General features: G+C 70.2%; 31 protein-coding genes and 1 pseudogene. 9 read left to right on the forward strand and 23 right to left on the reverse strand.

Annotated features, from left to right (window positions below; translation table 11 throughout):
* Window positions 1-467: 467 nt before the first annotated feature.
* From CTZ28_RS42145 to CTZ28_RS49100, 5 genes are all read right to left on the reverse strand, one after another.
* Window positions 468-914: a hypothetical protein gene (locus CTZ28_RS42145; RefSeq protein WP_121895054.1), complete on the reverse strand. Its 447-nt coding sequence runs from the start codon at window positions 912-914 to the stop codon at window positions 468-470.
* The gene (locus CTZ28_RS42150) at window positions 911-1,480 is read right to left on the reverse strand and encodes a hypothetical protein (RefSeq protein WP_121895055.1); all 570 of its coding nucleotides are present in this window, start codon (window positions 1,478-1,480) and stop codon (window positions 911-913) included. Before CTZ28_RS42150 ends, CTZ28_RS42145 begins: the two co-directional genes overlap by 4 nt.
* A 450-nt stretch (window positions 1,481-1,930) precedes the next feature.
* The gene (locus CTZ28_RS42155; RefSeq protein WP_121895056.1) at window positions 1,931-2,209 is read right to left on the reverse strand and encodes a hypothetical protein; all 279 of its coding nucleotides are present in this window, start codon (window positions 2,207-2,209) and stop codon (window positions 1,931-1,933) included.
* A 137-nt stretch (window positions 2,210-2,346) separates the two neighbouring features.
* Window positions 2,347-2,682, reverse strand: coding sequence for a DNA methyltransferase (locus CTZ28_RS49095; RefSeq protein WP_259472061.1), 336 nt, complete (start codon window positions 2,680-2,682; stop codon window positions 2,347-2,349).
* Window positions 2,679-3,044 (reverse strand): hypothetical protein, encoded by a 366-nt coding sequence (locus CTZ28_RS49100; protein WP_259472062.1) that lies wholly within the window; start codon window positions 3,042-3,044, stop codon window positions 2,679-2,681. Before CTZ28_RS49100 ends, CTZ28_RS49095 begins: the two co-directional genes overlap by 4 nt.
* 351 nt (window positions 3,045-3,395) lie before the next feature.
* Between CTZ28_RS49100 and CTZ28_RS49105 the strand changes: the two genes are divergently transcribed.
* Together CTZ28_RS49105 and CTZ28_RS42170 are read left to right on the forward strand one after the other, a co-directional pair.
* A complete protein-coding gene (locus CTZ28_RS49105; protein WP_259472063.1) occupies window positions 3,396-3,806 on the forward strand; it encodes a hypothetical protein in 411 nt (136 codons plus the stop codon).
* Between the two features lie 87 nt (window positions 3,807-3,893).
* Complete coding sequence (locus tag CTZ28_RS42170; RefSeq protein ID WP_121895057.1) at window positions 3,894-5,297, forward strand: VanZ family protein; 1,404 nt, start codon at window positions 3,894-3,896, stop codon at window positions 5,295-5,297.
* 6 nt (window positions 5,298-5,303) lie between these two features.
* Here CTZ28_RS42170 and CTZ28_RS42175 read toward each other — a convergent pair whose 3' ends face one another.
* From CTZ28_RS42175 to CTZ28_RS42190, 5 genes are all read right to left on the reverse strand, one after another.
* Complete coding sequence (locus CTZ28_RS42175) at window positions 5,304-5,888, reverse strand: hypothetical protein (RefSeq protein WP_183154860.1); 585 nt, start codon at window positions 5,886-5,888, stop codon at window positions 5,304-5,306.
* The gene (locus CTZ28_RS46725; protein WP_147481276.1) at window positions 5,885-6,124 is read right to left on the reverse strand and encodes a hypothetical protein; all 240 of its coding nucleotides are present in this window, start codon (window positions 6,122-6,124) and stop codon (window positions 5,885-5,887) included. Before CTZ28_RS46725 ends, CTZ28_RS42175 begins: the two co-directional genes overlap by 4 nt.
* A 724-nt stretch (window positions 6,125-6,848) precedes the next feature.
* A complete protein-coding gene (locus tag CTZ28_RS42180) occupies window positions 6,849-7,067 on the reverse strand; it encodes a hypothetical protein (protein WP_121895058.1) in 219 nt (72 codons plus the stop codon).
* Between the two features lie 60 nt (window positions 7,068-7,127).
* Window positions 7,128-7,430 carry a hypothetical protein gene (locus tag CTZ28_RS42185; RefSeq protein WP_121895059.1) on the reverse strand — a complete coding sequence of 101 codons (303 nt, stop codon included), beginning with the start codon at window positions 7,428-7,430 and terminating at the stop codon, window positions 7,128-7,130.
* 365 nt (window positions 7,431-7,795) lie between these two features.
* A complete protein-coding gene (locus CTZ28_RS42190; RefSeq protein WP_121895060.1) occupies window positions 7,796-8,254 on the reverse strand; it encodes an excalibur calcium-binding domain-containing protein in 459 nt (152 codons plus the stop codon).
* A 167-nt stretch (window positions 8,255-8,421) separates the two neighbouring features.
* Here CTZ28_RS42190 and CTZ28_RS49110 point away from each other — a divergent pair, with 167 nt between their 5' ends.
* Complete coding sequence (locus tag CTZ28_RS49110; RefSeq protein ID WP_259472064.1) at window positions 8,422-8,904, forward strand: hypothetical protein; 483 nt, start codon at window positions 8,422-8,424, stop codon at window positions 8,902-8,904.
* Between the two features lie 106 nt (window positions 8,905-9,010).
* Here CTZ28_RS49110 and CTZ28_RS42200 read toward each other — a convergent pair whose 3' ends face one another.
* From CTZ28_RS42200 to CTZ28_RS42225, 6 genes and pseudogenes are all read right to left on the reverse strand, one after another.
* A complete protein-coding gene (locus CTZ28_RS42200; protein ID WP_121895062.1) occupies window positions 9,011-9,316 on the reverse strand; it encodes a helix-turn-helix domain-containing protein in 306 nt (101 codons plus the stop codon).
* An 8-nt stretch (window positions 9,317-9,324) separates the two neighbouring features.
* Window positions 9,325-9,564, reverse strand: coding sequence for a type II toxin-antitoxin system RelE/ParE family toxin (locus CTZ28_RS49115; protein ID WP_310887654.1), 240 nt, complete (start codon window positions 9,562-9,564; stop codon window positions 9,325-9,327).
* 6 nt (window positions 9,565-9,570) lie between these two features.
* A pseudogene (locus CTZ28_RS49120) lies at window positions 9,571-9,744 on the reverse strand (IS5/IS1182 family transposase); the annotation flags it as partial.
* Window positions 9,745-10,018: 274 nt separating this feature from the next.
* Window positions 10,019-11,443: a purine-cytosine permease family protein gene (locus tag CTZ28_RS42215; RefSeq protein WP_121895063.1), complete on the reverse strand. Its 1,425-nt coding sequence runs from the start codon at window positions 11,441-11,443 to the stop codon at window positions 10,019-10,021.
* A gap of 83 nt (window positions 11,444-11,526) precedes the next feature.
* A complete protein-coding gene (locus CTZ28_RS42220) occupies window positions 11,527-12,930 on the reverse strand; it encodes a C69 family dipeptidase (RefSeq protein WP_121895064.1) in 1,404 nt (467 codons plus the stop codon).
* A gap of 2 nt (window positions 12,931-12,932) precedes the next feature.
* Complete coding sequence (locus CTZ28_RS42225; RefSeq protein WP_121895065.1) at window positions 12,933-14,096, reverse strand: glycerate kinase; 1,164 nt, start codon at window positions 14,094-14,096, stop codon at window positions 12,933-12,935.
* A gap of 118 nt (window positions 14,097-14,214) precedes the next feature.
* Here CTZ28_RS42225 and CTZ28_RS42230 point away from each other — a divergent pair, with 118 nt between their 5' ends.
* Window positions 14,215-14,865: a GntR family transcriptional regulator gene (locus CTZ28_RS42230; RefSeq protein WP_121895066.1), complete on the forward strand. Its 651-nt coding sequence runs from the start codon at window positions 14,215-14,217 to the stop codon at window positions 14,863-14,865.
* A gap of 97 nt (window positions 14,866-14,962) precedes the next feature.
* On the opposite strand, the gene CTZ28_RS42235 is transcribed toward CTZ28_RS42230, so the two are convergent.
* Complete coding sequence (locus tag CTZ28_RS42235; RefSeq protein WP_259472065.1) at window positions 14,963-15,904, reverse strand: CPBP family intramembrane glutamic endopeptidase; 942 nt, start codon at window positions 15,902-15,904, stop codon at window positions 14,963-14,965.
* A gap of 263 nt (window positions 15,905-16,167) precedes the next feature.
* On the opposite strand from CTZ28_RS42235, the gene CTZ28_RS42240 reads away from it, so the two are divergent.
* Together CTZ28_RS42240 and CTZ28_RS42245 are read left to right on the forward strand one after the other, a co-directional pair.
* Window positions 16,168-17,481 carry a sensor histidine kinase gene (locus CTZ28_RS42240; protein ID WP_259472066.1) on the forward strand — a complete coding sequence of 438 codons (1,314 nt, stop codon included), beginning with the start codon at window positions 16,168-16,170 and terminating at the stop codon, window positions 17,479-17,481.
* Between the two features lie 3 nt (window positions 17,482-17,484).
* On the forward strand, window positions 17,485-18,285 hold the full coding sequence (locus CTZ28_RS42245; RefSeq protein WP_121895069.1) for a response regulator transcription factor: 801 nt from the start codon (window positions 17,485-17,487) through the stop codon (window positions 18,283-18,285).
* A gap of 16 nt (window positions 18,286-18,301) precedes the next feature.
* On the opposite strand, the gene CTZ28_RS42250 is transcribed toward CTZ28_RS42245, so the two are convergent.
* Window positions 18,302-19,009, reverse strand: coding sequence for a GntR family transcriptional regulator (locus tag CTZ28_RS42250; RefSeq protein ID WP_121895070.1), 708 nt, complete (start codon window positions 19,007-19,009; stop codon window positions 18,302-18,304).
* A 428-nt stretch (window positions 19,010-19,437) separates the two neighbouring features.
* Here CTZ28_RS42250 and CTZ28_RS42255 point away from each other — a divergent pair, with 428 nt between their 5' ends.
* Both CTZ28_RS42255 and CTZ28_RS42260 read left to right on the forward strand, forming a co-directional pair.
* Entirely contained in the window at window positions 19,438-20,370 is a 933-nt protein-coding gene (locus CTZ28_RS42255; protein ID WP_121895071.1) for an ornithine cyclodeaminase family protein, read from the forward strand.
* A 301-nt stretch (window positions 20,371-20,671) separates the two neighbouring features.
* Window positions 20,672-21,181 (forward strand): hypothetical protein, encoded by a 510-nt coding sequence (locus CTZ28_RS42260; protein WP_147481277.1) that lies wholly within the window; start codon window positions 20,672-20,674, stop codon window positions 21,179-21,181.
* A gap of 239 nt (window positions 21,182-21,420) precedes the next feature.
* Here the strand turns inward: CTZ28_RS42260 and CTZ28_RS42265 are convergent, their stop codons facing one another.
* A complete protein-coding gene (locus CTZ28_RS42265) occupies window positions 21,421-22,407 on the reverse strand; it encodes a hypothetical protein (RefSeq protein WP_121895073.1) in 987 nt (328 codons plus the stop codon).
* 246 nt (window positions 22,408-22,653) lie between these two features.
* On the opposite strand from CTZ28_RS42265, the gene CTZ28_RS42270 reads away from it, so the two are divergent.
* The gene (locus CTZ28_RS42270) at window positions 22,654-23,175 is read left to right on the forward strand and encodes a response regulator transcription factor (protein WP_121895074.1); all 522 of its coding nucleotides are present in this window, start codon (window positions 22,654-22,656) and stop codon (window positions 23,173-23,175) included.
* A 107-nt stretch (window positions 23,176-23,282) separates the two neighbouring features.
* Here CTZ28_RS42270 and CTZ28_RS42275 read toward each other — a convergent pair whose 3' ends face one another.
* The 4 genes from CTZ28_RS42275 to CTZ28_RS42280 form a co-directional block, all read right to left on the reverse strand.
* Window positions 23,283-23,633 carry a hypothetical protein gene (locus CTZ28_RS42275; RefSeq protein WP_121895075.1) on the reverse strand — a complete coding sequence of 117 codons (351 nt, stop codon included), beginning with the start codon at window positions 23,631-23,633 and terminating at the stop codon, window positions 23,283-23,285.
* Window positions 23,630-23,800, reverse strand: coding sequence for a hypothetical protein (locus CTZ28_RS47555; RefSeq protein ID WP_183154861.1), 171 nt, complete (start codon window positions 23,798-23,800; stop codon window positions 23,630-23,632). The genes CTZ28_RS42275 and CTZ28_RS47555 overlap by 4 nt, the downstream gene beginning before the upstream one ends.
* Window positions 23,801-23,879: 79 nt before the next feature.
* The gene (locus tag CTZ28_RS49125) at window positions 23,880-24,011 is read right to left on the reverse strand and encodes a hypothetical protein (protein WP_259472067.1); all 132 of its coding nucleotides are present in this window, start codon (window positions 24,009-24,011) and stop codon (window positions 23,880-23,882) included.
* 91 nt (window positions 24,012-24,102) lie between these two features.
* Window positions 24,103-24,543, reverse strand: coding sequence for a hypothetical protein (locus CTZ28_RS42280; protein ID WP_121895076.1), 441 nt, complete (start codon window positions 24,541-24,543; stop codon window positions 24,103-24,105).
* Window positions 24,544-24,727 lie beyond the last annotated feature (184 nt).

The following is a 24,727-nucleotide window of genomic DNA, read 5'->3' on the forward strand; positions in this document are numbered from 1 at the left end:
CGGCCTTCCCGCCTCGGTGCAATGACAGTGGCCCGGCAGATCGGCACTGCCGGGCCCGCCTGCGGCTCCGTACCTGCTTTGTGTGGAAGGCGGCGGCGACCTCGATCGGGTCCTCGTGCATGAGCGGCTCTCCGCCGGTCAGCGTGACGCGGTTGACGTGAGCCTCTGCGAGCTGCGGGACCGGCCGGTTCCGGACGAGGTGGAGCGTCCGGCTGTGATGAGGGTGCGAGCGGTCAATGTTCCTCCGCTGTCGGGGTAGGGACACCTCAGCTCACGAGGCATCGAGTGCTGTACGAGCCACGGCGTGTGGTGAGAGCGGGTAGAAGTTGTTCAAGGGAGCGCCCGGAGTCACAGGGCCCGGTGAGACAAGCGTCAGGCGACTGCCACCAGCGCTGCGATCCGGGCGAACTCCTCCTCCAGGCGGTCCCGCCCGAGGACCGCGAACTCCCGATCCAGGTCCGCCGAAGTCACCCCACGGAGCTCCACCATCGTACGAGCGGCCCGAACCCACGGCGCCCCGAGGCCGTACGGCCGGGATACCCGATCAGGTCCGGGCGCGGTACGCCGAGCTGCTGGTCACGGATGCACTCGATCCCGTGGACCTCCCAGCGGGCGGCACCGCGCGATTCGACAAGGACGTAGAGCCACTGCCCGGTGACGCCGCGGAACACCGGCGCCCCGTGCAGGGCCGTCTTGAGGTAGGTGTCCACTGTCGCCGGGTCGTCGTTGTCGGCGGCGCCATTGACGAGCGGGAGCGGCAGTCGGATCGCGCAGAACCGTCGGCCGCACTGCACAAGCGTGACGCCCTGGGTGCTCCACTCCTCCTTGGCTTGTCCTTCGTCCCATATCGCGCAGGTGAGCAGCCACTCGGCGACGGCCTCCGCGGCTGGAGGCATGAGGGTCTCGGAGGTCACCGCTGTGACCCCGTCTGGATGACCGCGAAGCAGCGGGAGAGAGTGCAGCGGATCTCATCACCGTTGATCAGTTTCCGCGGCTCGGTGGTGCCCTCGATCCACGGCGGGTTGTCCCACCGCGCGCCCCGGCTCGGCGGGAGAGCGATCCAGCCGTCCTGGCCGGTGCGGACCTCAACGGACGCGTTCACCGCGGCGTAGCGTCCGGTTGCCGGGAGGACCAGCAGGACGTAGGTGTCGGGGGCCGCGATCAGGCACGGGATCGGGGTGTCGCGGTCGAGGAGGGCCATGGCGGCCATGCCGACCTGTCGGGGGACGATGACGGCGTCGAACCGCTCGGTGTGGGCGATGAGTCCGGCGCCGGGTGCGGACTCCAGAGCAGCCGTCAGGGACGACTCGTCCAGGCTGCTGCCATGCGGGACAGGGTGTGCGCCCGGGATCGGGCAGGTGGTCCGGCCGCACGTACAGCCCTGTTTGGGGCGGTACCGGTGGCCAACCGTGAGGGGCCACTCCAGCGCGAGGTACGCCCTCGCTGCTGCCGTCGGGTTTCTGGTATTGACCGGCTCCATCGCCGATACCCCCGGATGATCACGTCGGTACGAAAAGTGACCACCCCAGGTTTGCGTGCTGCCGTGCGGCTGGCCCTGAGAATTTCTCAGGGGCGCTTCGGCACAACCGAGCGCCCCTGTAAGCCCGTTGGGGCTAGCTGACGAGTTCCATGTTCCGGATGAGTCCGGACAGGGCGGATGCCTGCGAGGGCACCCCGACCCGGGCGAGGTCGGAGACCAGGGCACGGGCCATCCGGCCCTCGTCGGCGGGCGCCCAGACGGGGCCGGATAGGACTTCAACTCGATCTCAGTCCCGGAAACCACTGTCGGTGACGCCCCGTACCGTAGGGGCTGGCGCCGGGGCGCGAGCCTGGAGCATGGGACCGTTCGCGGCGGGCCTCGCCGGGACGGGGAGCCGCCCGCACGACAACGATCCCGCCCGGCCCCGCAACAGGGCTGCTGCCAACTGTCCTATGGCTGCAGTGAGTCCAGCATCTTGTTCTTGTCGACGTTGCCGTCCTCGTCGGTCCATCCCAGATCATCAATCACCTGCGACATCAGCAACGCGTCGTAGTCGTCTGCGTGTACGCCCTTGCACGCATCCGGCTTCGTTTTCTCCCCCTCCGGGCGGCCCTTGAGGGCCTGTGTGCAGTCCTTGACGATCTCGTCGTACGACTTGGAGTCGGAGCAGCCGGCGGTGCCCCCTCCGAGGAGCAGAGCGGCAGCAAGTAGGGCGGTGGCGCGGCGCATGCGTTCCCCCGGGGTGTGGTGTGAGTGTGTGGCCGCATCTTGTCTTCACGTGTGGATGGTGTGGGGGTGGTGTGCTCAAACTGTGACATCCGGTAGTCGCGTTGGACGTATAGCGACGGCTGGAGCCGTGTGCGAATCTATGCGGCTTGTGCGTCGGTGAGGCGGCGGCGGGCGATGTCGGCGTACCGGGGTGACTGCTCTATGCCGAGGAAGGCGCGGCCTTCGAGGAGGGCGGCCTCACCGGTGGTGCCGGAGCCGGTGAACGGGTCGAGGACCAGGCCGCCGGGCGGGGCGATCTGTACGAGCTGGCGCATCACGGTGAGGGGTTTCTGGGTGATGTGCTGGCGGGTTTGGCCGCGGGGCCGGCTGCCGGCGAGGAGACCGGGGAGGTAGACGGTGGGGGCGTGGCGGTAGGGCTCGCCTCTGGTGCCCCACAGGACGTACTCGCATTCGCGGCGGAACCCGTTCTTCACGGGGCGACTGATCGGCTTGTGCCAGGGATGGTGCCGCGCCAGGTCCAGCCGGCGGCCTGCAGGGCGTCGGAGGTGGCGGGGAGTTGGGCCCGGTCGGTGAAGATGAGGCTGCTGGCGCCGGGCCGGGCGAGGCGGTAGGTCTCGGCGAGGACGAGGGCGAGCCAGTACGTGTATCCCCGCTGGTCGCGGGTGTCACCGTCAAAGTCCGGCAGGGCGTGCTGGACGTCGCCGCTGACGTACTTGTCCCGTGCGCCTTGCGCGCGGCGCTCGGTGTTGGTGCGGCCGCCGCTGTTGTAGGGCGGGTCACAGATCACGGCGTCGACAGGGGTGTTGAGGGGTTTCGTCTGCTCCGGTGCGTGCACGCCGACCTGGGCACCGCCGAATGGGCGCGAAAGAGCTGGCCGCCGAACGCGCTGCCGCCTACGGCCTGCGGTCGAAGTCGTCGCCCGTAAGGGCGGCGACCTCATCGACCGGATCGAAGAGCGGGGCAGGTTCCCCGATGCGGACAACTGGGCGATTGCCCGTTCGCGCTCTGCGGCCACGGCGGGATCGGCAAGTCGAGACTCACAGAAACCTCAGATGATGATCACAAAATGGCTAAAGATGATCTGCATGGGGTGAACGCTTTGCGATCGGATACTCACGACACGTTCCATCTAGGCGCAGCCTCTCCGCATCCGAGGGGTTGGCATGCCCATGACCTAAGGAGATCCATGCGCCGCAGAGCCAACGCCACTCTCATCGCCCTCGCCATCGCAGCAGGATCTGTCATGTTCAGCGCGCCGATCGCCTCGGCCGCCACATACTGTGACAACACCGGCTACACCTCCATCAGCGAGCCCATCGAACGGTGCACCACTCTGTCCAACGGCGTCCTGGTCGTCCACCAGGCTTCGAACGGCGTCGTCAGCACCGGGTACGACAAGACAGGCGGATCTACTATCTCCGCCCAGCTTGGTTACTCGCGCTCGGGAACCGCCCACTACGCCAACGCCGTCTCCATCAGCGCGGGCCAGAAGAAGTCTCAGACGTGGTCGCTGGGGGCCAGCGCCTACTGCTCGAGCATAATCGGCCTGCTTAAATACAGCGGCGGCTCGTACCAGACGCCTGCCTCGCACTGCTAAACCAGAGCCCTGCAGGCCCCGCCCGCCAGGGCGGGGCCTTTCCCTCAGTACCGCTCGCCTTGACCTGACCACGCAAGGAACCACGCCATGTTTTCCGCGATCTTCCAACACCGCATCGGCTATCTGGCCGTGTGCACATTGATCGGCCTCATTTGCGGCGGCATAGCATGGACGGTCGCCCATAAACGGAGAAACCCTCACGGCGTATGGTGGTCCGGACTTGTCTTTACTCTCACCGGCATCCTCGGGGTCACGTTTATGGGCGGCGGCTCGGCTAGCGGCGTTTGCGTCCTTAATCATAAGTTCGCCGAGCCCTTCCACACCACGCAAGGGTTGTGGAACCTTGCGATGATGGTGCCCGTCGGGGCATGCGCGCTCTTGGCCATCCGTCGCCCGCTTCCTGTCCTGTTCGGCGTCGTCGCGCTACCTCTGGCCATCGAGTTCACTCAGGCCACCGTTAATGGCCTGGGGCGCGTATGCGATAGCTCGGACGCCGAAATGAACATTATCGGTGGTTTGATAGGGCTCGCCATCGCTGCGATTTCCCTCACAATCGGCAGCTCGCTAGCCTGGCAGGCGGGCATGAAGGGGACTTTGATTGCCTTCGCGGCACTGCTCCTCTTAGGATCGGGAGTTGCGCGCCCGATGCTGGACTTCACAAACGTGGACGGTAGCAGCCTCGCCGACGCAGACTCCGAGCAGAAGGATGCCGTTCAGGCCGCCGTAAAAGAGGCATTCGGCGACCGTTACAAGATCGGACAGGTGTACGAGCAGCCGTGCGGGGTCCCCTCATGCGCCAACATCATCTTCAACCTGCACAGCCGTGAAGAGGGACACCCCGAAGCCTTCGGTAGCGGCAGCCTTTCCTGGCCGGACAAAAAGCACCTGAACGTACAGTTGGAGAACAGCGACCGGCCGACTGTCATGGGATACCCGGTGGCAGGCGCGAAAGCCCCGTCTACCGATATAGAAGCCTCTCGAATTGCGAAGTCTTACGCCCAGCGACAGTATCCGTGGGCCATGGGCGCGACCATGAAGGAAACGGCCCCAGTGGGCGAAAAGGCCGCACTTGGCTGGATGACGAACTGGAGATGGACTCACAACAACGTTCTGATGCCCAGAATGCTGGACGTCCAGGTAGACAGGGCTGGACGTGTATCTCAGATTGACGTCACCCTTGGCCCGACTCGGGCAGAGATCCCCAATGCCAAGCTTGACGCCAGGCAGGCAGAAAAGGCAGTGAGCGAGGCGGTAGCCGTACTGCTCCGAGCCAATGGAAACACTGGCGCAGAATTCCACACCAAAGCGGTTACTGTAAAAGCGGTCGAGCAGGACGGTAGTTGGCAGCCAAATTGGCTTGTGAACGTGACGTGGCCCAGCGGTGGGATGAGCGATGATTCGCAGGCAGAGGCGGCTGTTGAAATGTACCGCGTGAACGCCATCACTGGGCAGGTGTACGACGCAGCCGGACAGCCCCTCAAAGTCAGCTGACGCCCACTATCGATGAGTCCCGACCCTCGACCGCCGCCCCTGGTGTACAGGCGGCGGTCGAGGGCGGTGGAGCCGGTGGCGAGACGGCCGGCGGGGGCGGGGAGGCGTCGACCACGCCGGTGCTGGCGGCGCTGAGGGCGCGGGCAGCCAGGACAGGGCGCCGGCGACGCCCGCGGTGAGCAGCAGGACGGAGCCGACGAACGCGCCGCCGATGATGCGCCGCTTGTCCTTCTTCCCGGCTTCCTTGTAGAAGAGGAAGACCAGGAAGACGACCACCGCGGCGACGACGGCGCCGGTGGTGCCGAGGCCGACGAGCTGTCCGCTGGTCAGTGCGGCGGGCGGGCGGGTGCCGGTGGCCGCGGTGCCGACGCTTTGGCCAGCGCCGTCGGCGAGGTTGCCGGAGCGGTGGTGGGCCCATCCGAGGATGCCGCCGGGGCAGGCCGCGGCGCACGCGGCGGCGGTGAACCCCTTCCCGAACGGGGCGAGTTGCTTCAGCTCTCGGCTGCCGGTCCACCACGGGTACAGGTTCGCGGCGAGGACGAGCAGCGCGGCGAGGAAGCCGCCGAGGGTGAGGCCGGTGGCGCCTGTCATCGGGTGACTCCCGTGAGCAGGGTGAACGGGTCGAACCAGTCGAGGACGCCGAGGCCGCCGAGCAGGGCGGTGACGAGGAGGAACCGGGGCGCGAAGCGGCCGGTGTGCCGGTCCAGGGACCAGGTCGCGGCGGCGGCGACGGTGGCGATGATGTAGGCGGCGAGCACGCCGGCCTCCGTGCGGGCCTGGTGGACGGTGTGCCCCAGACCGCGACGGGACTGCGGCCATCGGCCCACGGCAGGAGCGCGGCCAGGACCGCGGCGACCATGCGCCAGGTGACCAGGGCGTCCCACAGCCGCTCCCACAGCCGTGGCGCGTGCTCCTCCCGGGGCGGGGCGTGCACGATCTCGTGGACGTGGTGGGCAACGACCTCGGCAGGCACGGGCGGCGGTATGGGTGGTGCCGCAGGCGCCGGCGCCTGCGGCGGAGGAGGCGGAGGAGGAGGCGGGGTGTGCCAGGGCGGGGCCTCGCCTGGCTCGGGCGCCCGGGCGGGCAGCGGCGCGCTGGCGGGGATGACCCGGGCGGGGTGATGGGCCGGTTCTCGGGGATGCTCACGGCAGGGTCCTGGCGGCCGAAGGGGCGGGCGTTGAGGAGGCGGAGGTAGGCGCGGGCACGCAACTCGTCGCCGCCGGGGGACGGCTGCGCGCCTGTCACGCGCCGGCTCGTGCTGCGGGCGCGGTGAAGGGCTGGCGCGGTCGCCGGGTGGGCGTGCGCACGGGCGGTCACTCCGGCAGCGGCCACGGGCCCGGCCGTCGTACCGGCGTCGTATGCGGCGCAGCCGGTGTCGTACCGGCCGGGCGGGGCGGACGGGGCGCGGTGCGACCGGGAGGGTGCGGCGTCGTACCGCTGTGGCCCGGGGTCTGACGGGGTGTCGGATTGGTCGGACCTAGGGTCGGACGGATGACGTACGGGGTGGGCGTGGTGTGCTGCACCGAGCCGCGGGCGGGCTCCTGACCTGCGTCATACCGTGCGATCCAGTACCGCTCGATCGCCGGACGCACGTCCTTGGGGCAGCGGCCGGTGTCCCACCTGGCGGTAGGTGCCGGCCACGATGCGCATCGCGGTACGAACAGCGTCGGACACGTTCATACCGGTGGCGAGCATCGTCGCAAGGTCGTCGTACAGCTGCTGGTCGACCTTGACGGAGGCCGACTTACCGATGTCCGGCGGGGTGCTCATGATGGTGAGGGAAGAAGGAAGGCCGGGCCCCGCCCCGGGGCGGTCGCGGAGCCTGGTGGGTCACAGGTCACGGTCGGTGCGGGCCTGGGCTGACTCGAATGCGTCGGCGATCAGATGGGCGTCGTCGCGGTGGCCCTGTCGGTCGCGCTGCGCCTCGCCCTGGGCGAAGTCCTCGGCGCACTGCCGGCGCAGGTCGTCGCCGTGCTCGTCCGGGGAGGGCGGCTCGCTGGTTCCGGCGGCAATCTCGCGCAGCCGGGCGGCGAAGTCGCGGCGGATGACGGTGACGGTGTCGGTGATCTCCGGGACGACGGCGCGCAGCGCGCGGACCGCGGGCGGGTCCATGGTGGTCGCCTGGATCAGCACGTGGCGGCGGTGAAGGTCGGCAGCTCAAACGCCGTCGACTACCGGCTGGCGGCGCCGTACTTCCGCAAGCGGATCACTCGGCCAGGGTGGCGCACGGACCTGAAGGGCAAGCCACCGAAGGGCGGGCAAGAGGAATAGCGGTGGACGACCTGGTGCAAGTCACTGCGAGGCCTGCGGGGGCTCGTGGCCGACATCGGATGGGGCTGGTCGGCCCGCCCGGGGGTTGCTCCCCACGCCCCGTTACGGGGCCGCTGAGTACGGGGCGGGTCCGCCGAACGACGGTAAGCAGAATCTGTCCTTCCTGTCAGCCCTCGTACCGCACTGAGTACGTCCGTCAGGCGTCCCCCGTCCTGACGGGCACACAGCTATTCGCAGCCGACGCCGTCGCCGTCTCGGTCGAGATGGCTCCCGTAGCCGGGGTCGCCGCGGTGCACGGGTGCGGCGCCTGCAGCTCTGGCCGCGTCACAGTTGGCGTAGTAGGCGCTGCCTCCGCCGCTGCTGTCGTCGTTGCTGCTGGACCCGCCACCTCCTCCTCCGCCTGCGGTGACGGTGACCTTCACCTTGACGGTTTTGGTGGCGGTGACAGTGGGCGCGGGTTCCGGCTCGGCGGTTTCAGTGGCGGTCGCTGTCGCGGTGACGGTAGCGGTCGCGGTAGCGGTCGGTCGCGGCTTGTCGTCCGCGACGGTCTTCGTTCCGGGGTCGCTGCTGCCGCCGGCTCCGAGGCCGACGATGAAAGCGAAGCCGAGCGCGGGCAGCACGAAGCGTTTACGTGCCCATTTTGGTGCGGGTCTGACGGCCTGTGGTGTGGTGTACGGGTTGGTCATCGTCCCCCCTGGGTTGTGGTGGAGCGATGACGGTAGTCGCCTGGTGAGGTGCCGGTGGGCATATGGGAGAGTGGACACCAATTCGTGACGGGGCACCGGCGACTTCACCGCAGAACCGCAACACCGCCCATGTCCGAGGTCAGTTGGAAGTATGGGGAAACGTCGTCATGACCCACCTGATCGCGCGAGCTTCATTCGTCGGATGCGCTCTCCTGGCGTCGATGCTTTTTCTCACCGGCTGCACATCAGGCAGCGATGGCGACAAGGCGGCGACGGAATCACCCTCATCTGCGCCGAGTGCGCCCCAGACATCTGCCGGTCCGTCCGAGCAGAAGCTCACTGAGCAGGCTCAGGCAGTTCTGGCCGCCATCCAAGGCGGAGAGATGGTCGAAGCCGGCGCGGAGCGCGTCAGTGACGGCATCCACACGGAGCCCACCTTGAGCACGGGCAAGACCTACCGGCTCAACCTGATCTGCTTCGGCAGCGGCAGCGCCCGTCTCACTGTGACACCAGAAAGCAAAGAAACACCGGTCCCCTGCGACCAGTCGCTGATTCAGCAGCGCCTCACAGCGGACAAGCCGGTGCGCATCGACGTCAACGGCACCAAGGGATCAAGCGGCATGATCGCCTGGCAGATCGACGCCATCTGATTCAGCCACACCTGTGCGCTCCCACACCAAGGAAGGCGCCCGACGTACTCCCCGGGCCGAGGAGCGCTCGCCGACCACCCCATCCAGTCGGTGGTCCACCGCCCCCCTACAGCTTCACCGAGAGGTTTCCTACCGTGGCCGTTATGGTCAGCTCGCCACCGATCGCGTGCAGGTATGCGGCCATGGTTGAGGTGTCCAGGCGGGCGAGGCCGCGCTCGATCTGGCTGACCCGTCCCTGGGTGACCCCCATGGCCTTGGCGACCTGGACCTGTGTGAAGCCTTGGGCCTTACGGAGAGCGGCCAGTTCGTGTCCCCGCTCGGCGTCGACCATCTCCGCCTTGATGGCATCGATGCGCTCGCGCTTCTCGGGGGTGATGTCGGCCGCCAGGTCGGCCATGGTGCCGAGTTTCATCTGCCCTGTCACTCCTTCTTCTCCTGCTCCAGCGCCTCTATGTAAGCCGTGTATTTGTCGTCCGCTTCCTTGATCGCCCTGGGATACCAGCCTGCCCACTGCCGCCCGGTCGCCTTGTTGCCCGCCACGAGGAAGATGGCCCGCCGTTCGGGGTCGAAGACGAACAGCATCCGGATGCTCACTGTGCCGCCGCTGCGCGGCCGCAGTTCCCGCACAGCTCCTGGCTCTTCTGCCGGCAGCAGGTGCACGGCAATCTTGGCGCAGGTGGTGTCGTGCTCGCGTCCCGGGCGCACGTCGGAGACCCGGCCCGGGAACCCGTCCGGGCCCGATAAGACGTGGATGTCGCCGCCCTGGTGCTTGCGCTTCCCGCTCCACCACAGGTCCGCGCCGTTCGGGCCGCACACCGTGACACGATCGGTGCGGATGAGCTGCGGCCGCCTTCGCGGCGGCCAGAGCCTCGTGCACGCTCACCGAGGCGGGCCGCACCCCGCGCGAGCCGCTGCGCGCGCTGGAGGAGTGGTCGATCGCGCGCCTCGGCGACATGTCAGCGTCGCAGAAAGCCTGCGACCGCGTGGATCGAGCACCACCGTACGACCGGGGTCCGACAACGGCCGCGGTCCGTTCCCGCGTCCTGCGCAAGCAGTTCGCGCGGGAACGGACCGCGGCACGACACCGTCTCCTGCAACTAAGAGGGCCCCGGCGTCAGTTTCCCGACGTCGCCGTGGACGGGATCCGGGCGGTGGTGGGTGCGGGGGTGTAGAAGCGGCCCTTCGTCGTCTTGGTGAGGATGATGTGGAGGACGGGGCCGAGGATCATCGAGATGAACGACGCGTACGCCACCGGGTAGACGTCGAGGATGCCGAGGGCGCCCACGAACACCGCGACGCCGAGGGAGACCAGGCCGCAGGGGTTCCACTCCCGCACCTCGTCCTCACGGAACTCGATGTCCTCGGAGCGGCCGAGCTTGAGCCAGCGTCGGCAGACGAAGTAGTCGGCGAGGATGATCAGCACCCAGGTGTTGGTGAGGACACCGGTGACGGCCAGGAACGTGCCGAGGTGGTTGATGACGTTCGTGGCGTAGAAGATGACGCCGAACAGCCACACGCCGAACATCCACCAGGGGCGTCCGGGACGGAACCCCGCGACGACGTCGAAGCCGCTCGACAGGGTGATGGAACCGCCGTACAGGTTCATCACGTTGATGCGGATCTGGGTGATGACGACGAAGACGACACCGAGCAGTCCCATGAGGTGGACGAAGACGAATCCGGGGTCCTGCGCCTTCTCCTCGCCGAAGGAGCCGACGAGCGACGCGCCCAGCATGGCACCGAGGAAGATGATGACGAACATGGGGACGAGTTCGAGCAGCATGATGGTCGCCGTGCCGCGGTAGCGGATCTTGGTGCGGGCGAAGCGTCCGTAGTCGGTGGCCATCAGACCCTGGAAGATCATCTGTCCGTTGGCGAAGCTCATCGCGGTCCACAGGGCCGCACCGCCGCCGGTCGCGGTGGAGTTCCACTGGCTGACGCCGGCGATCTCGTGCTGGGAGCCGAGGGAGATCAGGGCCCACGCCAGCAGTCCGACGAAGATGGGGAAGCCCCACTTCTGGAGCGTCGACATGGCGTACATGCCGCGCCAGACGAAGCCGATCGTGACGAGACCGATCAGGGCGAAGATCCCGATGCCGGCGAGGGAGTCGATGGGGATGTCGAAGTAGTAGGCGATCGCGTGGGAGACGATCGTCCCTTCGAAGAGGAAGTAGTAGACGAAGTTGACCGCGTAGATGAACGAGGTCAGTGCGGCTCCGCGGCTTCCGAAGCCGAGCCCGCGGGAGATCAGGCTCTGGGAGAGGCCTTCACGGCTGGCCATCCGCATGGTCAGGGAGCCGATGAGGACGGCGCCGATGAAGAAGTAGCCGATCGGCAGCAGCATCGTCGGCCAGCCGACGAGGAAGGTCTGCTGGGCGCCGAAGGAGAAGAAGAACATGGCGGTGGCGTTGCCCAGCAGCACCAGGCTGATGGCGGGGATCGGCCAGCGTTTGTTGTCCGGCACGCGCTCGACGGCGAAGCTCTCGATCTGATCGTCGATGGAGGCTTCTGGGCCCCGGAAGGACTCTCTGATGGACATGCGTGGTTCTCCAAGTGGTGCAGACGGTGTTTCGGCGAAGCGTTGTCAGACGGTCGGCGCGTTGTCAGACGGTCCGAGCGTTGTCAGACGGTCGGCGCGGCCCAGCGGCTGTCGAGGGCGACGGCGGGATCGGCGCCGAACTCATGGGCGAGACCGGTGGCCGTGGCGCAGGCTTCGTCCAGACACCTGCGGGCGAACGCAGTCCGTGCCTCCGGGCCGTCGGCCAGGGAGGCGAGCGTCTGTTCCCACCGTGCTTCGAGGTCGTCGAAGGAGGTACGCAGACGGGCGGCACGGGCGGTGAAGTCCCGTGCGCGGGGGTCCTTCGCGGCGTCGAGCAGGTGCTGCCACTGCCACCAGACCGCGAGCGGGTCGTGCGCGGGCCGGCGATGGTCGCGAGGATCCCACGAGGCCGCGGGAGCGGGCCGGTTGAGCCCCTCGGGCAGGTCCTCGATGTCCAGCGGGACGGGCAGGTAGACGCCCGTGCAGGGGGTGACGGGGCACCACCAGAGGGTGAGCGGGCCGGGCCCGTCGTGCAGCTCGACGATCAGTGAGGCCGCGGTGTTGCCCCAGGTGAACCCGGACGGGTGCTCGTGCATGCAGAGCGTGTGGAAGTCCGGGCGCGCGGCGTCGAAGGAGGGACCGCCGAGGAAGGTGTCCTCCAGGTGGTCGCGCAGGATGCGCTTCATGGTGTGCAGGCCGATGCCCGCGGCCGCGTCGTCGGTGAGGAGCTGGTGGGAGCGGCGGCGGCGGATGTGCGACACCTGCAGCGGTGTGCCCGGGTCGGTGAAGGCGTCCGCCACGTCCAGCGGCTCGCCGGAGGGCCAGCCGGCCCGGGTCGCCGCCGCGCGCAGCCCGGAGCTGGTGAGGTCGGCGTCCGTGCGGATGGACAGCTCGTTGCTGAGCGACGCGACACCGCTGGTGATGCGGCGGGCCGCCCAGTCGCGGCCGATCGTCTCCAGTACCCAGGCTTCCCGCGGGTCGGCGATGACGAAGGCGTTGTCGTAGGAGCCTTCGGCGTGGGGTGTGCCGACCATGGCCGAGCCCCACTGGCCGTGGCGCTCAAGGAGTTCCGTGATGACCTGCAGCGCTTCCCGCGCGGTGCTGCCTCGTTCCAGCCCCAGGCGGACGAGTTCCATGCCGAGGATGCCCGGCTCCTGCGGGTCGCCCGCCTTCTCCTTCGACACGGCGTCCGCCCAGACGCGGCTGAAGACGGCCTCGTTGCCGATGGCGACGCGGTGCTCGTTCACGCCCATCTCGTATCCCCAGCACCAGAAGGGGCTGGAACCGATGTGCGCGTAGGCGGGTGCGTCCTCGACGGTGAGATAGGCGAGCCGCAGGGGGTCGCCCGCGGGCCGGGCCGGGCGGCGGCGCAGCGGCTGGGCCTCGCCGGCGGGGCGGTCGCTGTTCTTGCCGAAGAGGACCGCCCGGCGGCGGGTGGCGTCGGGGAGTGCGACGACGGTGTCGCAGCTCCAGGGCCGAGTCGTCACGGTCAGGCTCCGTTCCTGTGGGCGGTCGGGCGGCCCAGGTGGGCCTGGACGAGGGTGCGGGCGGCCTGTCCCACGAGGCGGCAGGTCAGCTCCGGGTCGGTGGCGCAGGCGGGATCGATGCGGTCGAGCGCGATGGTGTCCGCGAACAGGGCGCGCTCGCCCTCCGTGGCGGGCATGCGGTCGCTCCCCACGATCGCGACGGTCTTCACCCCGAACGACCTGGCGAGCCGGGCGATGCTCACGGGCGCCTTGCCCCGCAGGCTCTGTTCGTCGAGGCGGCCCTCCCCGGTGATGACGAGGTCCGCCCCGCGGATCTCCTCGACCGCCCCGAGCAGATCGAGGAACACCTCCGCGCCGGACCGCAGCTGTCCGCCGAGCAGGAGTCCGGCCCAGGCGAGGCCGCCCGCGGCCCCGGAGCCCGGCAGCCGGGCCGCCCCCCGGCTGCCGAAGGCGTCCTCCAGGACGTCTGCCGCATGGGCCAGTCCGGCGGAGAGCCGGCCGATCATGTCGTCGTCCGCGCCCTTCTGCCGCGCGAACATCTCGGCCGAGCCGTCGGCCCCCACCATGGGTGTGTCGACATCGCAGGCCAGCACCAGCCGGACGGTCCGCAGCCCGGGATGCAGGCCCGCGGTACGGACGGTCGCGAGCCCGTTCAGTGCGGCACCGCCCGGCGCGAGCCGGCGGTCCTGTGCGTCCCGCAGGTCGGCGCCTAGCGCGCTCAGCAGTCCGGTGCCGCCGTCGGTGGCGGCGCTGCCGCCGAGGGCGAGGGTGATCTCCTCGACCCCGTCGTCCAGGAGGGCGGCGACGGCCTCGCCGACGCCGTACGTCGTGGCAGTGGCCGCCTCGGACGGGCCGGGGCGCCGCGCACCGAGGCCGCAGACGGACGCCACCTCGACGATGGCCCGGCCGCCGAGCCTGGCGACGGACGCCTTCGTGTGCGCGCCCCAGGCGTCGGACGCCGGCACGGAGACGGCCGTCCAGCCCGCGGACAGCGCGGCGGCGACGCTGCCGTCGCCGCCGTCGGCGACGGGCAGCCGCGACACGGCCGCGGCGGGGTTCTGCTCCGCGATCGCGGCCGCCATGACGTCGACGAGACGCTGGGCCGACACCGTTCCCTTGAACTTATCCGGGGCGAGGACGACGCGCCGGACGGCGTCTACCTGCATAGAGACGCTCCTCCCGAAAATTGTTCGTCAAGTTATCTCACCCGTTTGTCGGATTGTCTAGCGTTCAGCGGATACTCTGTGACCCCCGGATCTCACCCACGACGTGGAGGACGCGCGCATGGCGATCCAGCTCGTAACCCAGTCCGTCGGCGACGCCCTCGTGACGTCGTTGCGTGAACGGATCCTCGCGGACGAGATCACCGCCGGCACTGCGGTGACGGAGGCGTCGGTCGCCACGGAGTACAAGGTCGCGCGGCAGACCGCGAAGGCCGGGATCGAGCGGCTCGTCGGCGAAGGGCTGCTGGAACGCACCGCGCACCGCAGCGCCCGCGTCCCGCTGCTCGACGAGACACGCGTGCAGGACCTGTACTTCGCCCGCGGTGTGATCGAGGTGCGGGCCTATGAACTGCTGGCCTCCAAGCGGCTGCTGACCCCGGAGGCCCTGACGGCCCATGAGGCGTTCCAGGCGTGCTCGACGGGCTCGAACGTGGCGGACATCGTGCAGGCGGACGTCGCATTCCACCGGGCGCTGATCGACGGCCTGGAGAGCGACCGCCTCTCCCGCGCCCACAGTGTGATCATCAATGAGATACGGCTCTGTCTCGCCCAGGTGCAGAACGCGCACCTCCTCGCCCCCGCCGAGATCGCCGAGGAGCACCAGACGATCATCACGGCGATCCGCGACGGCAACGTTCCCCGAGCCGGCGAAGTGGGCCTGGAACACCTCAGGCACGCGGAGCGGAACCTGCTGGAATACCTGCGCAGGTGACCTCCGGGCCAGACCCTGAGACGGCTGTACGGGCAGGGCGGCAGGGCCCGGAAGCACTCCCGCTTCCGGGCCCTGCCGCCCTGCCCGTCGGTCACCGTCAGCGCGCCGTCGGTGCCGGCCGACGGTCGCCGCGGGCGAAGAAGCGGCCCCGGCGCTTGGCCTCGCGAAGGAAGAAGACCGTGGGGATCAGGCAGATCACGATGGCCACCACACTGGCCTCCGGCCCGAACGCGCCGCCGGTCAGCGCCTCGGGACCGCTCACCGAGGAGGTGAACAGGCTGCCGTGGCTCGCGTCGGACCCGGAGACGGTGGTGCCGAAGACACCGCCCTCCGCCATGTTCCACCCCAGGTGCAGCCCGATCGGCAGCCACAGCGAGCGGGTCGCCGCGTAGACCGCGCCGAACAGCAGGCCCGCCTCGACCGCGATGGCCAGCGCGCCCCACAGCGTGGCGTCCGGATTCACCAGGTGCAGCGCCCCGAACATCAGCCCCGACGCGGCCAGCGCGCCCCAGGTGCCGGTCCTCTCCTCCAGGATGCGGAACAACGCGCCGCGGAAGGCCAGTTCCTCCGTCACCGCCACACATGTCATCAAGCCCAGCGTGGTGAGCGCCCCGCCGAACGTGCCCCAGCCCTCCAGGTGGTAGCCGCCGCCCAGCGCGATCACCACGATCACCAGCGCGAACATCCCCAGTCCGAGCAGTGCGCCCCGGCGCAGCCCCGACCGGGCCTCCGCAGGCCGCAGTTCGGCCGGGTTCCGGCGGTCCTCAAGACGCCGTACCAGCCACACGTACGCGCCCAGCGCGAGGCCCGCGGTCGCCACTCCCGACAGCAGACCCGTCACCGGGGTCGCGGCGGCCACACCGTTGACCAGGCTGGTCAGTACGTTCACCACCAGCAGCAGCACGAACAGCACGGGCAGCCGCACCCATGCGGACTTCCAGCGCTCCGAACGCGGTTTGCGCTGCCCGGGCGACCGCTCGGGTTGCCGTGCCTGCTCCGGCTGCACTGGCATCTCCGACGGCTCGATTCCCTGCGACATGCGTCCTCCGTAAGTTGTTGGGTGGCCCGGGAGGGCTGGGCACGGCAGGCACGCTACGAGCGGTGACCAGCGGGAATCGTCACCGCCGAGTGGACAGTTCCCGGGGCCGTCGTCCCCCGCGCGGGGGACCCCGGCACTGTCCACTCACGGGGGATGTCCGCGGCGACGTCCGCCGATACGGTCGGCGGGCACAGGTCTGCCCCGCCCTGCCGAGCCCGCCCGCGCCGGGCCACGGCCGTATCCGTAGGACCACGGTGAGATTCGTGAGAAGCAAGAGCACCGACGGCACGCCGCCGCCCCGCCCGGCGCCCGCGTCCCTGCTCCGCGCCCGCGCCGCGCGCACGGCAGCGGTGTGCACCGGCTGGTGGCGGACCTGGACCGCATGGTGGCGCGGGCGCCCGCGCCGGGTGCGGGACCGGGAGTCGGCGCTCGTGCTCACCGTGCTGTCCTTCGCCGAGCCGCTGGCCGGTGTCGGCGCCCGGTTCGGTGATCTGCCGACCCGGCACGCGCCCGTGCTCGCCGTGCTGCTGACGCTGGGTCAGACGCTGCCGCTGGCACTGCGTGCCGGCCACCCCGCGCTCTGTCTCGCCCTGACGGGCCTGTCCTTCGGGCTGCACCAGTCGCTGGGGCTGCCGCAGACGTTCGGCAGCCTGGGGTTCTACCTCGCGCTGTACTCGGTGGGCGCGCACGCGGAACGCGGACGCCGGCTGCTGATCGTGCCCGCCGTCGCCGCGTACGCCGTCTTCTGCGCGGTCCTGCACGCACTCGGATCGCCGCAGCGGCTGCAGGACTATGCCGTCATCGGGCTGGCACTGGCGGCCTTCTGGGGCGCGGGCACCGTCGTACGGAGCCGTCGAGCGGCCGAGGCCGAGCGGCGCCGGCTCGCCGCGCTGGCCGCCACGGCGGCCGAACGCAGCCGCCTGGCACGGGAGTTGCACGATGTGGTGACCCACCATGTGACCGCGATGGTGGTGCAGTCCGACGCCGCGCCGTTCCTGATGGGGTCCCCGGAGCGGGTGACCGAGGCGATGACCGCGATCAGCGGGACCGGGCGGCGCGCGCTGGCCGAACTGCGGTACCTGCTCGGCGTGCTGGAGGCCACCGGCGAGTCGGCGCGGGACGGGTCGGGTCCTGGCGGTCGCGCGCCTGCCCGCGGTGATCTGCGCGACCTGGTCGAGCAGACCCGTATGGGCGGTCAGCCGGTCGAACTGGTCGAGGAGGGCGAGCGGGTGCCGCTGCCGATCGGCGCGGACCTGGCCGTGTACCGGCTCGTCCAGGAATCCCTCACCAATGCGATGAAGTATGCGAGCGGGCGGCCCACCCACGTCACCGTCGGCTACGGCAGCGAACACGTCGAGGTCGAGGTCGCCAATGCCGGTCCCGACGATCACACCCGCCGAGGTGACGGCCCGTACGGCGACGGCCGCCGTGCGGTGCCTGGGCCGGAGCATGTTTCCGGTGGCCGGGGTCTCGGCGGGCTCCGCGAGCGCGTCAGTATGCTCGGCGGCGACTTCGCCGCGGGCCCTCGCACCGACGGGGGTTTCTCGGTCCGCGCCCGCATACCCACCCGAAGGTGACGCATGACCGCCTGGCACCCTCCGCTCCCCTCTCTCCCGCCGCTCCCCCCGGCGGACTCCGGTGCCCCGATCCGTGTGCTGATCTGCGAGGACCAGGCACTCGTACGGGCCGGTTACGTCACGATCTTCTCGGCCCAGCCCGACATGGAGGTGGTCGGAGAGGCGGCCGACGGCCGCGCCGCGGTCGAGGCGGCGAGGGCGCTGCGGCCCGACGTCGCCGTGATGGACATCCGGATGCCGCTGCTCGACGGCATCGAGGCCACCCGGCAGCTGGCCGGTCCCGGCACCACAACCAGGACGCGGATCCTTGTGGTCACCACCTTCAACGTGGACGCGTATGTGTACGAAGCGCTGCGCGCCGGGGCCAGCGGCTTCCTGCTGAAGGACGCGCCGCCGACGGAACTGGTCAACGGCGTACGGACCGTCGTGCGGGGCGAGTCGCTGCTCGCGCCCGCCGTGACGCGCACGCTCATCGGGGAGTTCGCGGCCCGGGTGCGCGCCCCGGACGGCCCGGCCCCCGCCCCTGCCCCTGCCCCGGGTCCCGGAGCCGGGCCGGACGCGGCACGGGAACGGGAACAGGAACAGGAACGGGAACGGCTGAAGGTCCTCACCCCGCGGGAGCACGAGGTGCTCGGGCTGCTCAGTGCGGGCCTGTCGAACGCGGAGATCGCGGCGGAGCTGGTGCTCAGCGCGGAGACCGTCAAGACGTATGTGTCCCGCATCCTGACCAAGCTTGACCTGCGCGACCGCGTCCAGGCGGTCGTCCTCGCCTACCGGGCGGGAGTGGCTCCGGGCCGGCACTGAGCCGGGGCCGCAGGAGTCATTCCCGTGCCTGTGCCTCGGTGTCCTCGCCGGTGGCCCAGACGCCGCGCACATGGCCGATGTGCCGGCGCATCAGTTCCTCGGCCTCGTCCGCCCTGCGGGCGATGATCAGGTCGAGCAGGTCGACGTGCTCCTGCGCGGTGGCCAGAAGTCGTCCACGGTCGGCGAGTCTGGGCATGCCGTACAGGCGCGAACGGATGCGCAGGTTGTGCACGGTGAGGACCAGGTTGTCGTTGCCCCCGTGGGCGAGCAGTTTGAGGTGGAACTGGAGGTCGGCCACATGGTGGGCGATGAAGTCCTTCTCCCGGGCGCTGCGGACGAGTTCCTCGGCCAGCTCGCGCAGCTCGGCGATCGCGACGGGGTCGTCGATGCCCTTGAGCGCGATGCGGCGCACGGTGGGGACCTCGATCAGCTGCCGCAGCTCGTTGAGTTCGTCGAGTTCCCGCTCGGTCAGCTGGACCACACGGAAACCCTTGTTGGGGACGGCTTCCACCAGGCCCTCTTTGACCAGGTCCAGCATCGCCTCGCGGACGGGCGTCGCCGAGATGCCGAGCTGCGTTCCGAGCGCGCGGGCGGAATACACCGAACCGGGCCGCAGGTAGCCGGAGATGACCGCGGCGTGAAGCGTACGGACCGTCGCGTCCCTGAGGGACTCGCGCGGGCGCAGCGCCGTGAACGGCTCACCGGTGTCGGTGGTTACAGACATGTTCAGAATGCTTCTCCTGGTCGTCGGCAAGTGCAATCCACGCGTCGGTCATAACGTGACGCCCGTCGCGCATCCGGTCCGGGGACGGTCGTCCGCCGGCCCTGGCCGGTTCCGGGCGTGGCCCGGTGCCGACCGGGGAAGTGCGGTCCCCTCGGCCGGGATCCGCTCGGGGCAGGCGGGTGCGAAGCGCCCACGGGGCGGCTGAGCACGGCGCACGACCGGAATGATCACGCACGATGCATACCCCCTCCTGCGCCCAGGCCGACGGGTGGCCGTACGGTGCCACGCCGACGGCACCACGGCAAGGGCTGATCGCGCCCTTCTGCATGAGCCTCGTCCGGCCCGGAGACCCCGCCCCCACCACCGCTGCGGGCGCTCCGCAGCCCCCTCCCGCCCACCGGCGCCGCCCCCCTTCTAGGATCCGCACCATGCGAGCCCTTCCCTTCGTCGACTCCGCCCTGCTCTCCGACCTGCTGTCGTGGCCCATGGCCATCGCGGCACTGGGCCGGGCACTCGGCCCCGCCTACGCCGAGGGCGGCTTCACCGAGCGCACCAGCGTCCCGCTGGACAACGGCGAACTTCTGCTGATGCCGGCGGCGGGCAGCGAGACGGTGGGCGTGAAGATCATCGGCGTGGCGCCCCGCAATCCGGAGCAGGGGCTGCCGAGGATCCAGGGCCTCTACACGCTGTTCGACGCGCACACCCTGGCGCCGCTCGCCGTCCTCGACGGCACCGCGCTCACCACCGTCCGCACCGCCGGCCAATCCGCCTTCGTGGTGCGGGAGTTGGCCCCCGAACAGACCCGCCGCCTGGTTGTCTTCGGCGCGGGCCCGCAGGCCGAGGCACATGTCGAGGCGGTACGCGCGGTGCGGGCGATCGACACGGTACGGATCGTGGGCCGCCGTCAGGAACATGTGACGGCGCTGTGCGAGCGGCTCGGGCGGTCGGGCGTCGATGTGCGGCCCGGAGCACCCGGAGACGTGGCGTCCGCGGACATCGTCGTGTGCGCGACCACGTCGACGACGCCTGTCTTCGACGGCGCCGACCTCGCCGACCACGCGTTCGTCGTCGCCGTGGGCTCCCACACGCCGGACGCGCGCGAACTCGACGGCCACGTCTTCTCCCGTGCCTCCCTCGTCCTCGTCGAACACCGGCAGACGGCGCTGCGGGAGGCGGGCGACATCGTGCGGGCCGTCGAGGACGGCGCCCTCGACCCCGGCCGCCTGCTGGACTTCGGCGATCTTGCCGGGCTGCGCGCGGGCGGGGGGATCTCCGTCTACAAGAGCGTCGGAATGGGCTGGCAGGACCTGGCCGTTGCCCAGGCGGTATGGGAGTCCCTGCCGACAGGCGACGACCGGTGAGCACGCGGCCGGTTCGGTGAGCGCGCTACAGTTCCCCGCGCCTCGACGCCCGTAGCGGCCGACATGACGGACTCGTGAGCCGGGATCAGCGTGGCGAAGTACGTCGATGGCGACAGGTGGAGGACCCTCCGGTGCATCGTCCGTGTCCATAACATCGGCGACCACAGCTGAGTGGTAGCCAGTTGACCAAAGCAGTGCGGGGCGGGGCTTCCTCCGCCCCGCGCAGCTTTTCCAGCACAAAGGGACGGAGCACACCATGTTGGACTCCCCTCAGGGCCCCGACTTGGCCTACAGCGCCTCCTTGGTCCTCCGCATCGGGGGCGCGGTCTTCGTCGCATGCCCCGACGAGCGCCTTCAAGCCGTGTACTACCGCGTGGATGCTGGCGTACGCGCGGTATGGCGGCACTTGCGTGGGTCCGGGATCGACCCCGGGCTGGTACGCGCGGCGGAGGAAGCAAACCACAAGCTGGGGGAGCACGCTTCCGCCCTCACCGTGCCCGTGGAGTTCGTCACCGGGTTTCGTGATCTTGCGGCTGCCGCACTCGGACAGCTGGCCCGCCTCGAAGCGGTGTTCCGACAGGAGTTGTCCACACGGGCCGTCGAGACGGTCGGCTTCCTTGAGCACGGTCTTGAAAGCGCCATGGGGGCCGTGGAATTCGAGCGGTCCTGCCAGGCAGCCACCGAGTCGTTGCTCGACGGCTGGGCCGACGACCCGGTGTCGACGATGAGGCGGGTGCGACGGGAGACGGATGTGTGGTCTCTGGCGTACCAGCGTTACGTGAGGCCGGAACTGGGCCAGTACCACGGCTGATCACATTGAGGAGCCCCGTCAGGACGCGTTTCCTGACGGGGCTTCTGCATGGGGTGACGGCGGCAGTTGACGGCAACGTCAGCGGAGGCGACCGCGGGACCACCGGCCAACGACCCGCGGCCGGCGCAACCCGCGACACCTCCCGGACGCCCGCCCGCCCGGCCCGGCGAGCCGTCCGCCATCGCCGCACGGTACCTCGCCGAGAGAGGCCTCGCTCTGACGACAACGCGGCAACCGCGTCAGCGACCCGTCAGCCGGACCGCGCCGTCGCCGCCGGAGGGTGCGGGACGGCGGGTCCCGCGTGTGGCGCGGGCGGTCGGCCCGCCGCGCCAGCGCGCCCAGCCCCGTCCCTGTTCATGACGGGCCGTCACCGCCCTGGTGAGCTCCGACGGCAGGCTGGTTCCCGGAGCCGTGGCCTCCGCGGTCAGCAATCTGCACAGCGTGCACCCCTCCAGATGGGTCTGGACGTCGGCCGTCCCGCCGGCCGTGAGCTCGCGCCGCACGTACGAGGCGGCCGTCAGATACGACAGGTGGTCCCCCCGGCCCTCCACCGGCCCGGTGCGACGCAGCCCCCGCCACAGATACGCGTCGACGAGGGCGTCGCGGCCGGTCTGCAGCAGCCCGGGCGAGTATCGCCCCGCCGGTTCGCCCTCGACGTCGACCGCCCACAGCACATCGGCGTGGTGCGAGGGGAGCGAGGCCAGGACGTCGTACGCGAGAAGTGTCTCGTCGATGCGTCGGTCGTCGCCGGTGACCTCCTGGCGCAGCACATGATCGCTGGCGGCCAGTCTGACCCCGATCTTCACCTCCCGCTCGAAGCCGAAGGTCCTGTCGCCCTGGGCGGTCTGCTGCAGTGCGTGGACGGCCCTCCGGCAGGCGTCGAAGAGGACTTCCTCCATCGCCTCCTTCTCGGCGGGCCGGAGGTACCGCCTGACGATCCTTCTGGCCGGACGCATGGCTCGCGCGCACAGTCTGTGCACGGCGCCGCATTCCCCGAGTCTGGCGCGGCGGACCAGGTCGGCCGTCTCGGGCGCGGGTGCCGGCAGGGCCGGAGCCCCGGTGGACAGGGTGTGCGGGTACGGGTCCCGGCCCAGGCGGAGCAGCTGGACGGTCTCCTCGGCGGCGGCTTCGGTCGCCGCCGTCCTGCCCCGGCCGGCAGCCCCGCCCAGGCCGCCGCGCCGGCCGTCCCCGGCCCCGCCCCCGGCGGACCTCTTGGGGTCGGTCATCGGCTCCTCCTCCCCGTGCGGCGCATCCCGTCCTCCGGAAAAGCCGGAGGCTCCGGAAGTCCTGAGACACGGCGGCCGAAGACATGACGCGAAAGACCCCGTGTGGGCGCGTCATGACAGCGGGGCTGGGCGCTCTGGTCTAGGCAGCCTCCTTTGTCGCGCGGCGTGAGGACTGCCGCCCTGCGACCTCCCTGTGGGTGAGGCGAGAAACGCAGGGACGCACCAAGACGGCAGGAAGGAAACACCGTGACCATCAGCGATCCGGAGAGCATCGTGCGAACGGCCCATGGGCAGGCGTACAAGCCCAGCGGCAGGCAGATTCAGGTCCTGTCGGGCATCGCCCGCGGCCATACGAATGCCGAGATCGCCGACCACCTCCATGTCGCCTGGCCCACGGTGCAGCGGCATGTCTCCCGGCTGGGCAAAGGTCTGGGGACCAACGAGCGTGCCGAGATGGTCGCCGTGGGGTACGAACGGGGCTGGCTGACGAACCTCTCGCCCGAACCCCGCGAGTGGATCGTCCTCAGCGACCGCTGTCAGGAGGTGCTGCAGTGCATCGCGGCGGGGAAGAGCAATGAGGAGATCGCCGGTGAGCTGTATCTGAGTGTGAACACCGTCAAGACCCACATCCGCCGCATTCTCGGCGTCTTACGGGCCCGCCGCCGGGCGCATGCCGTGGCACTCGCCTACCAGCACGGCCATCTGCGCATCCACCGGAGCGAGGGCTTCCGCTTCATGAGCCGGTCCGGCGGTGCACTACAGCGGTGACGACGGCCAGGACGGCGGGGGCGCGGTCGCGCTGACGGCGCGGTGCCGCATCCGGGTATCTCCGGCACGGTTGGCGTCGGGCGCCCGGGGGCCGGTCGACGGGCCGGTCATGCGGTGTTGCTCCGTGGGCCTCGGTGCCGGCAGGCCGGGTCGTGCTCCGTGCCGGCGGTGGCCGCCCATGCGGTGCAGCACCAGCCGGCGAGGGCGACGGCTGCCGCGGCGGCACTGGCGTCGGCAGGGTGCAGGTGGGCGTCGCGTCGGGCTCGCACGGCCTCGCGGCGCCGGGCGTCCGTGAGGTCACCTTCGCGGATCACGGCGACGAGGACGAAGCAGGATCCGGCGGCGAATGCGGCGCAGGCCCAGAGGGCGTCGTTGCGGGCGGACTGGACGGCGCACCAGGCGAGCCACCCGAACAGGGCGCCGTACGCGGTGTGCAGGAGGCCGGCCAGGCGGCTCACGGCTGCTCGCCTCCGTCCGTGGAGAGGACCGGCGTCTGCGGTCGGCGGGTGCCGGACGGGTCGGGCATGCGATTCCTCCGGTGTTCGAGACGGACGAGGACGACGAGGGCACCGGCCGCTCCGCAGAGGAACAGGGGGCAGGCCGCGCCGACGCCGGTGGCGATCACGCTGTCTCCTGAGGGTGGGTGCTGGTCTCCGCCGTTGTGACACGGACGGCGGATGGGGACGATCGCCCGTGCGGCGCGGTCAGTTGGCGGCGAGCATCCCGGTGCGCATGGCGGGCATGCCGAGCCCGTTGCCCTGCTCGTGGTCGATGACCTTGGTGCGGAGGTCGGTTGCAGTGCGCGGGGGTTGATCTCCTGGTAGTTCTGTGCCCACTCGCCGAACTTGTCGATCTGCCGCTGTCGTTCGGCGTCGGTCTCCTCGGCGAACTGGCGAACACCGGGTGTGGTGAACAGGGTCGGGTAGCTCACGTGTTACTCCAGGGTTCGGCGGCAAAGCCGGCGACGATGCGGTGGAACTCGTCCGTGCATCGCCGGTTGTGCGCTGCACCTCTGCTGTGGCGGGCGAGCATGCAGCACGGATTCAACGGATCAGGCCGTTCGCCGAGTACGCGGCGACTCTCCCAGTCGGCTTCCGCGTCCTGGCGGCGGTGCGCGGCGTACGACCGGCGGGCGTACCAGGCGAGCAGGACGGCCGTGTACAGGCTGAGGGCGATCAGCCACAGGTTTCCGTCGGCCGCACAGGTGCCGGCGGTGGCGGTGAGGACTGCGCCGGTGAGGCAGGCAGGCGCTGTACGACGGTGGCGGAGCCGGGCGCGGGTGACCGGCGGCAGGTCCTCGAGGTGGTGACCGCAGAGGATCGCGCTGACGACGGTGACGAGGATGATGAACGCGGCGATGCCCGCCATGACGGCTGCTCCAGGTTGTGCTCCGGCGGACAGCTCGGTGGGCGACGGCGCTCTCGCCCTCGGCCAGGCCGAGGCAGTACAGGCCCGGCTCGCCCTGCTCCTCGTAGTTGTGGGCGTCGTGACGGCTGATGCGCAGGGCCTCGGGGTCCGCGGTCGTGCGGTCGGCGGCGACCTCCCAGGCCTC

It is taken from the genome of Streptomyces shenzhenensis, from assembly GCF_003688995.1.
GTDB lineage: Bacteria > Actinomycetota > Actinomycetes > Streptomycetales > Streptomycetaceae > Streptomyces > Streptomyces shenzhenensis_A.

Excerpts from the sequence above, each read along its gene's own strand:
- CTZ28_RS42150 (WP_121895055.1), bottom strand. The coding sequence starts at position 1,480 with ATGGAGCCGGTCAATACCAGAAACCCGACGGCAGCAGCGAGGGCGTAC.
- CTZ28_RS42155 (WP_121895056.1), bottom strand. The coding sequence starts at position 2,209 with ATGCGCCGCGCCACCGCCCTACTTGCTGCCGCTCTGCTCCTCGGAGGG.
- CTZ28_RS49105 (WP_259472063.1), top strand. The coding sequence starts at position 3,396 with ATGCGCCGCAGAGCCAACGCCACTCTCATCGCCCTCGCCATCGCAGCA.
- CTZ28_RS42170 (WP_121895057.1), top strand. The coding sequence starts at position 3,894 with ATGTTTTCCGCGATCTTCCAACACCGCATCGGCTATCTGGCCGTGTGC.
- CTZ28_RS42175 (WP_183154860.1), bottom strand. The coding sequence starts at position 5,888 with ATGACAGGCGCCACCGGCCTCACCCTCGGCGGCTTCCTCGCCGCGCTG.
- CTZ28_RS42180 (WP_121895058.1), bottom strand. The coding sequence starts at position 7,067 with ATGAGCACCCCGCCGGACATCGGTAAGTCGGCCTCCGTCAAGGTCGAC.
- CTZ28_RS42190 (WP_121895060.1), bottom strand. The coding sequence starts at position 8,254 with ATGACCAACCCGTACACCACACCACAGGCCGTCAGACCCGCACCAAAA.
- CTZ28_RS49110 (WP_259472064.1), top strand. The coding sequence starts at position 8,422 with ATGACCCACCTGATCGCGCGAGCTTCATTCGTCGGATGCGCTCTCCTG.
- CTZ28_RS42200 (WP_121895062.1), bottom strand. The coding sequence starts at position 9,316 with ATGAAACTCGGCACCATGGCCGACCTGGCGGCCGACATCACCCCCGAG.
- CTZ28_RS42215 (WP_121895063.1), bottom strand. The coding sequence starts at position 11,443 with ATGTCCATCAGAGAGTCCTTCCGGGGCCCAGAAGCCTCCATCGACGAT.
- CTZ28_RS42225 (WP_121895065.1), bottom strand. The coding sequence starts at position 14,096 with ATGCAGGTAGACGCCGTCCGGCGCGTCGTCCTCGCCCCGGATAAGTTC.
- CTZ28_RS42230 (WP_121895066.1), top strand. The coding sequence starts at position 14,215 with ATGGCGATCCAGCTCGTAACCCAGTCCGTCGGCGACGCCCTCGTGACG.
- CTZ28_RS42235 (WP_259472065.1), bottom strand. The coding sequence starts at position 15,904 with ATGTCGCAGGGAATCGAGCCGTCGGAGATGCCAGTGCAGCCGGAGCAG.
- CTZ28_RS42245 (WP_121895069.1), top strand. The coding sequence starts at position 17,485 with ATGACCGCCTGGCACCCTCCGCTCCCCTCTCTCCCGCCGCTCCCCCCG.
- CTZ28_RS42250 (WP_121895070.1), bottom strand. The coding sequence starts at position 19,009 with ATGTCTGTAACCACCGACACCGGTGAGCCGTTCACGGCGCTGCGCCCG.
- CTZ28_RS42255 (WP_121895071.1), top strand. The coding sequence starts at position 19,438 with ATGCGAGCCCTTCCCTTCGTCGACTCCGCCCTGCTCTCCGACCTGCTG.
- CTZ28_RS42265 (WP_121895073.1), bottom strand. The coding sequence starts at position 22,407 with ATGACCGACCCCAAGAGGTCCGCCGGGGGCGGGGCCGGGGACGGCCGG.
- CTZ28_RS42280 (WP_121895076.1), bottom strand. The coding sequence starts at position 24,543 with ATGGCGGGCATCGCCGCGTTCATCATCCTCGTCACCGTCGTCAGCGCG.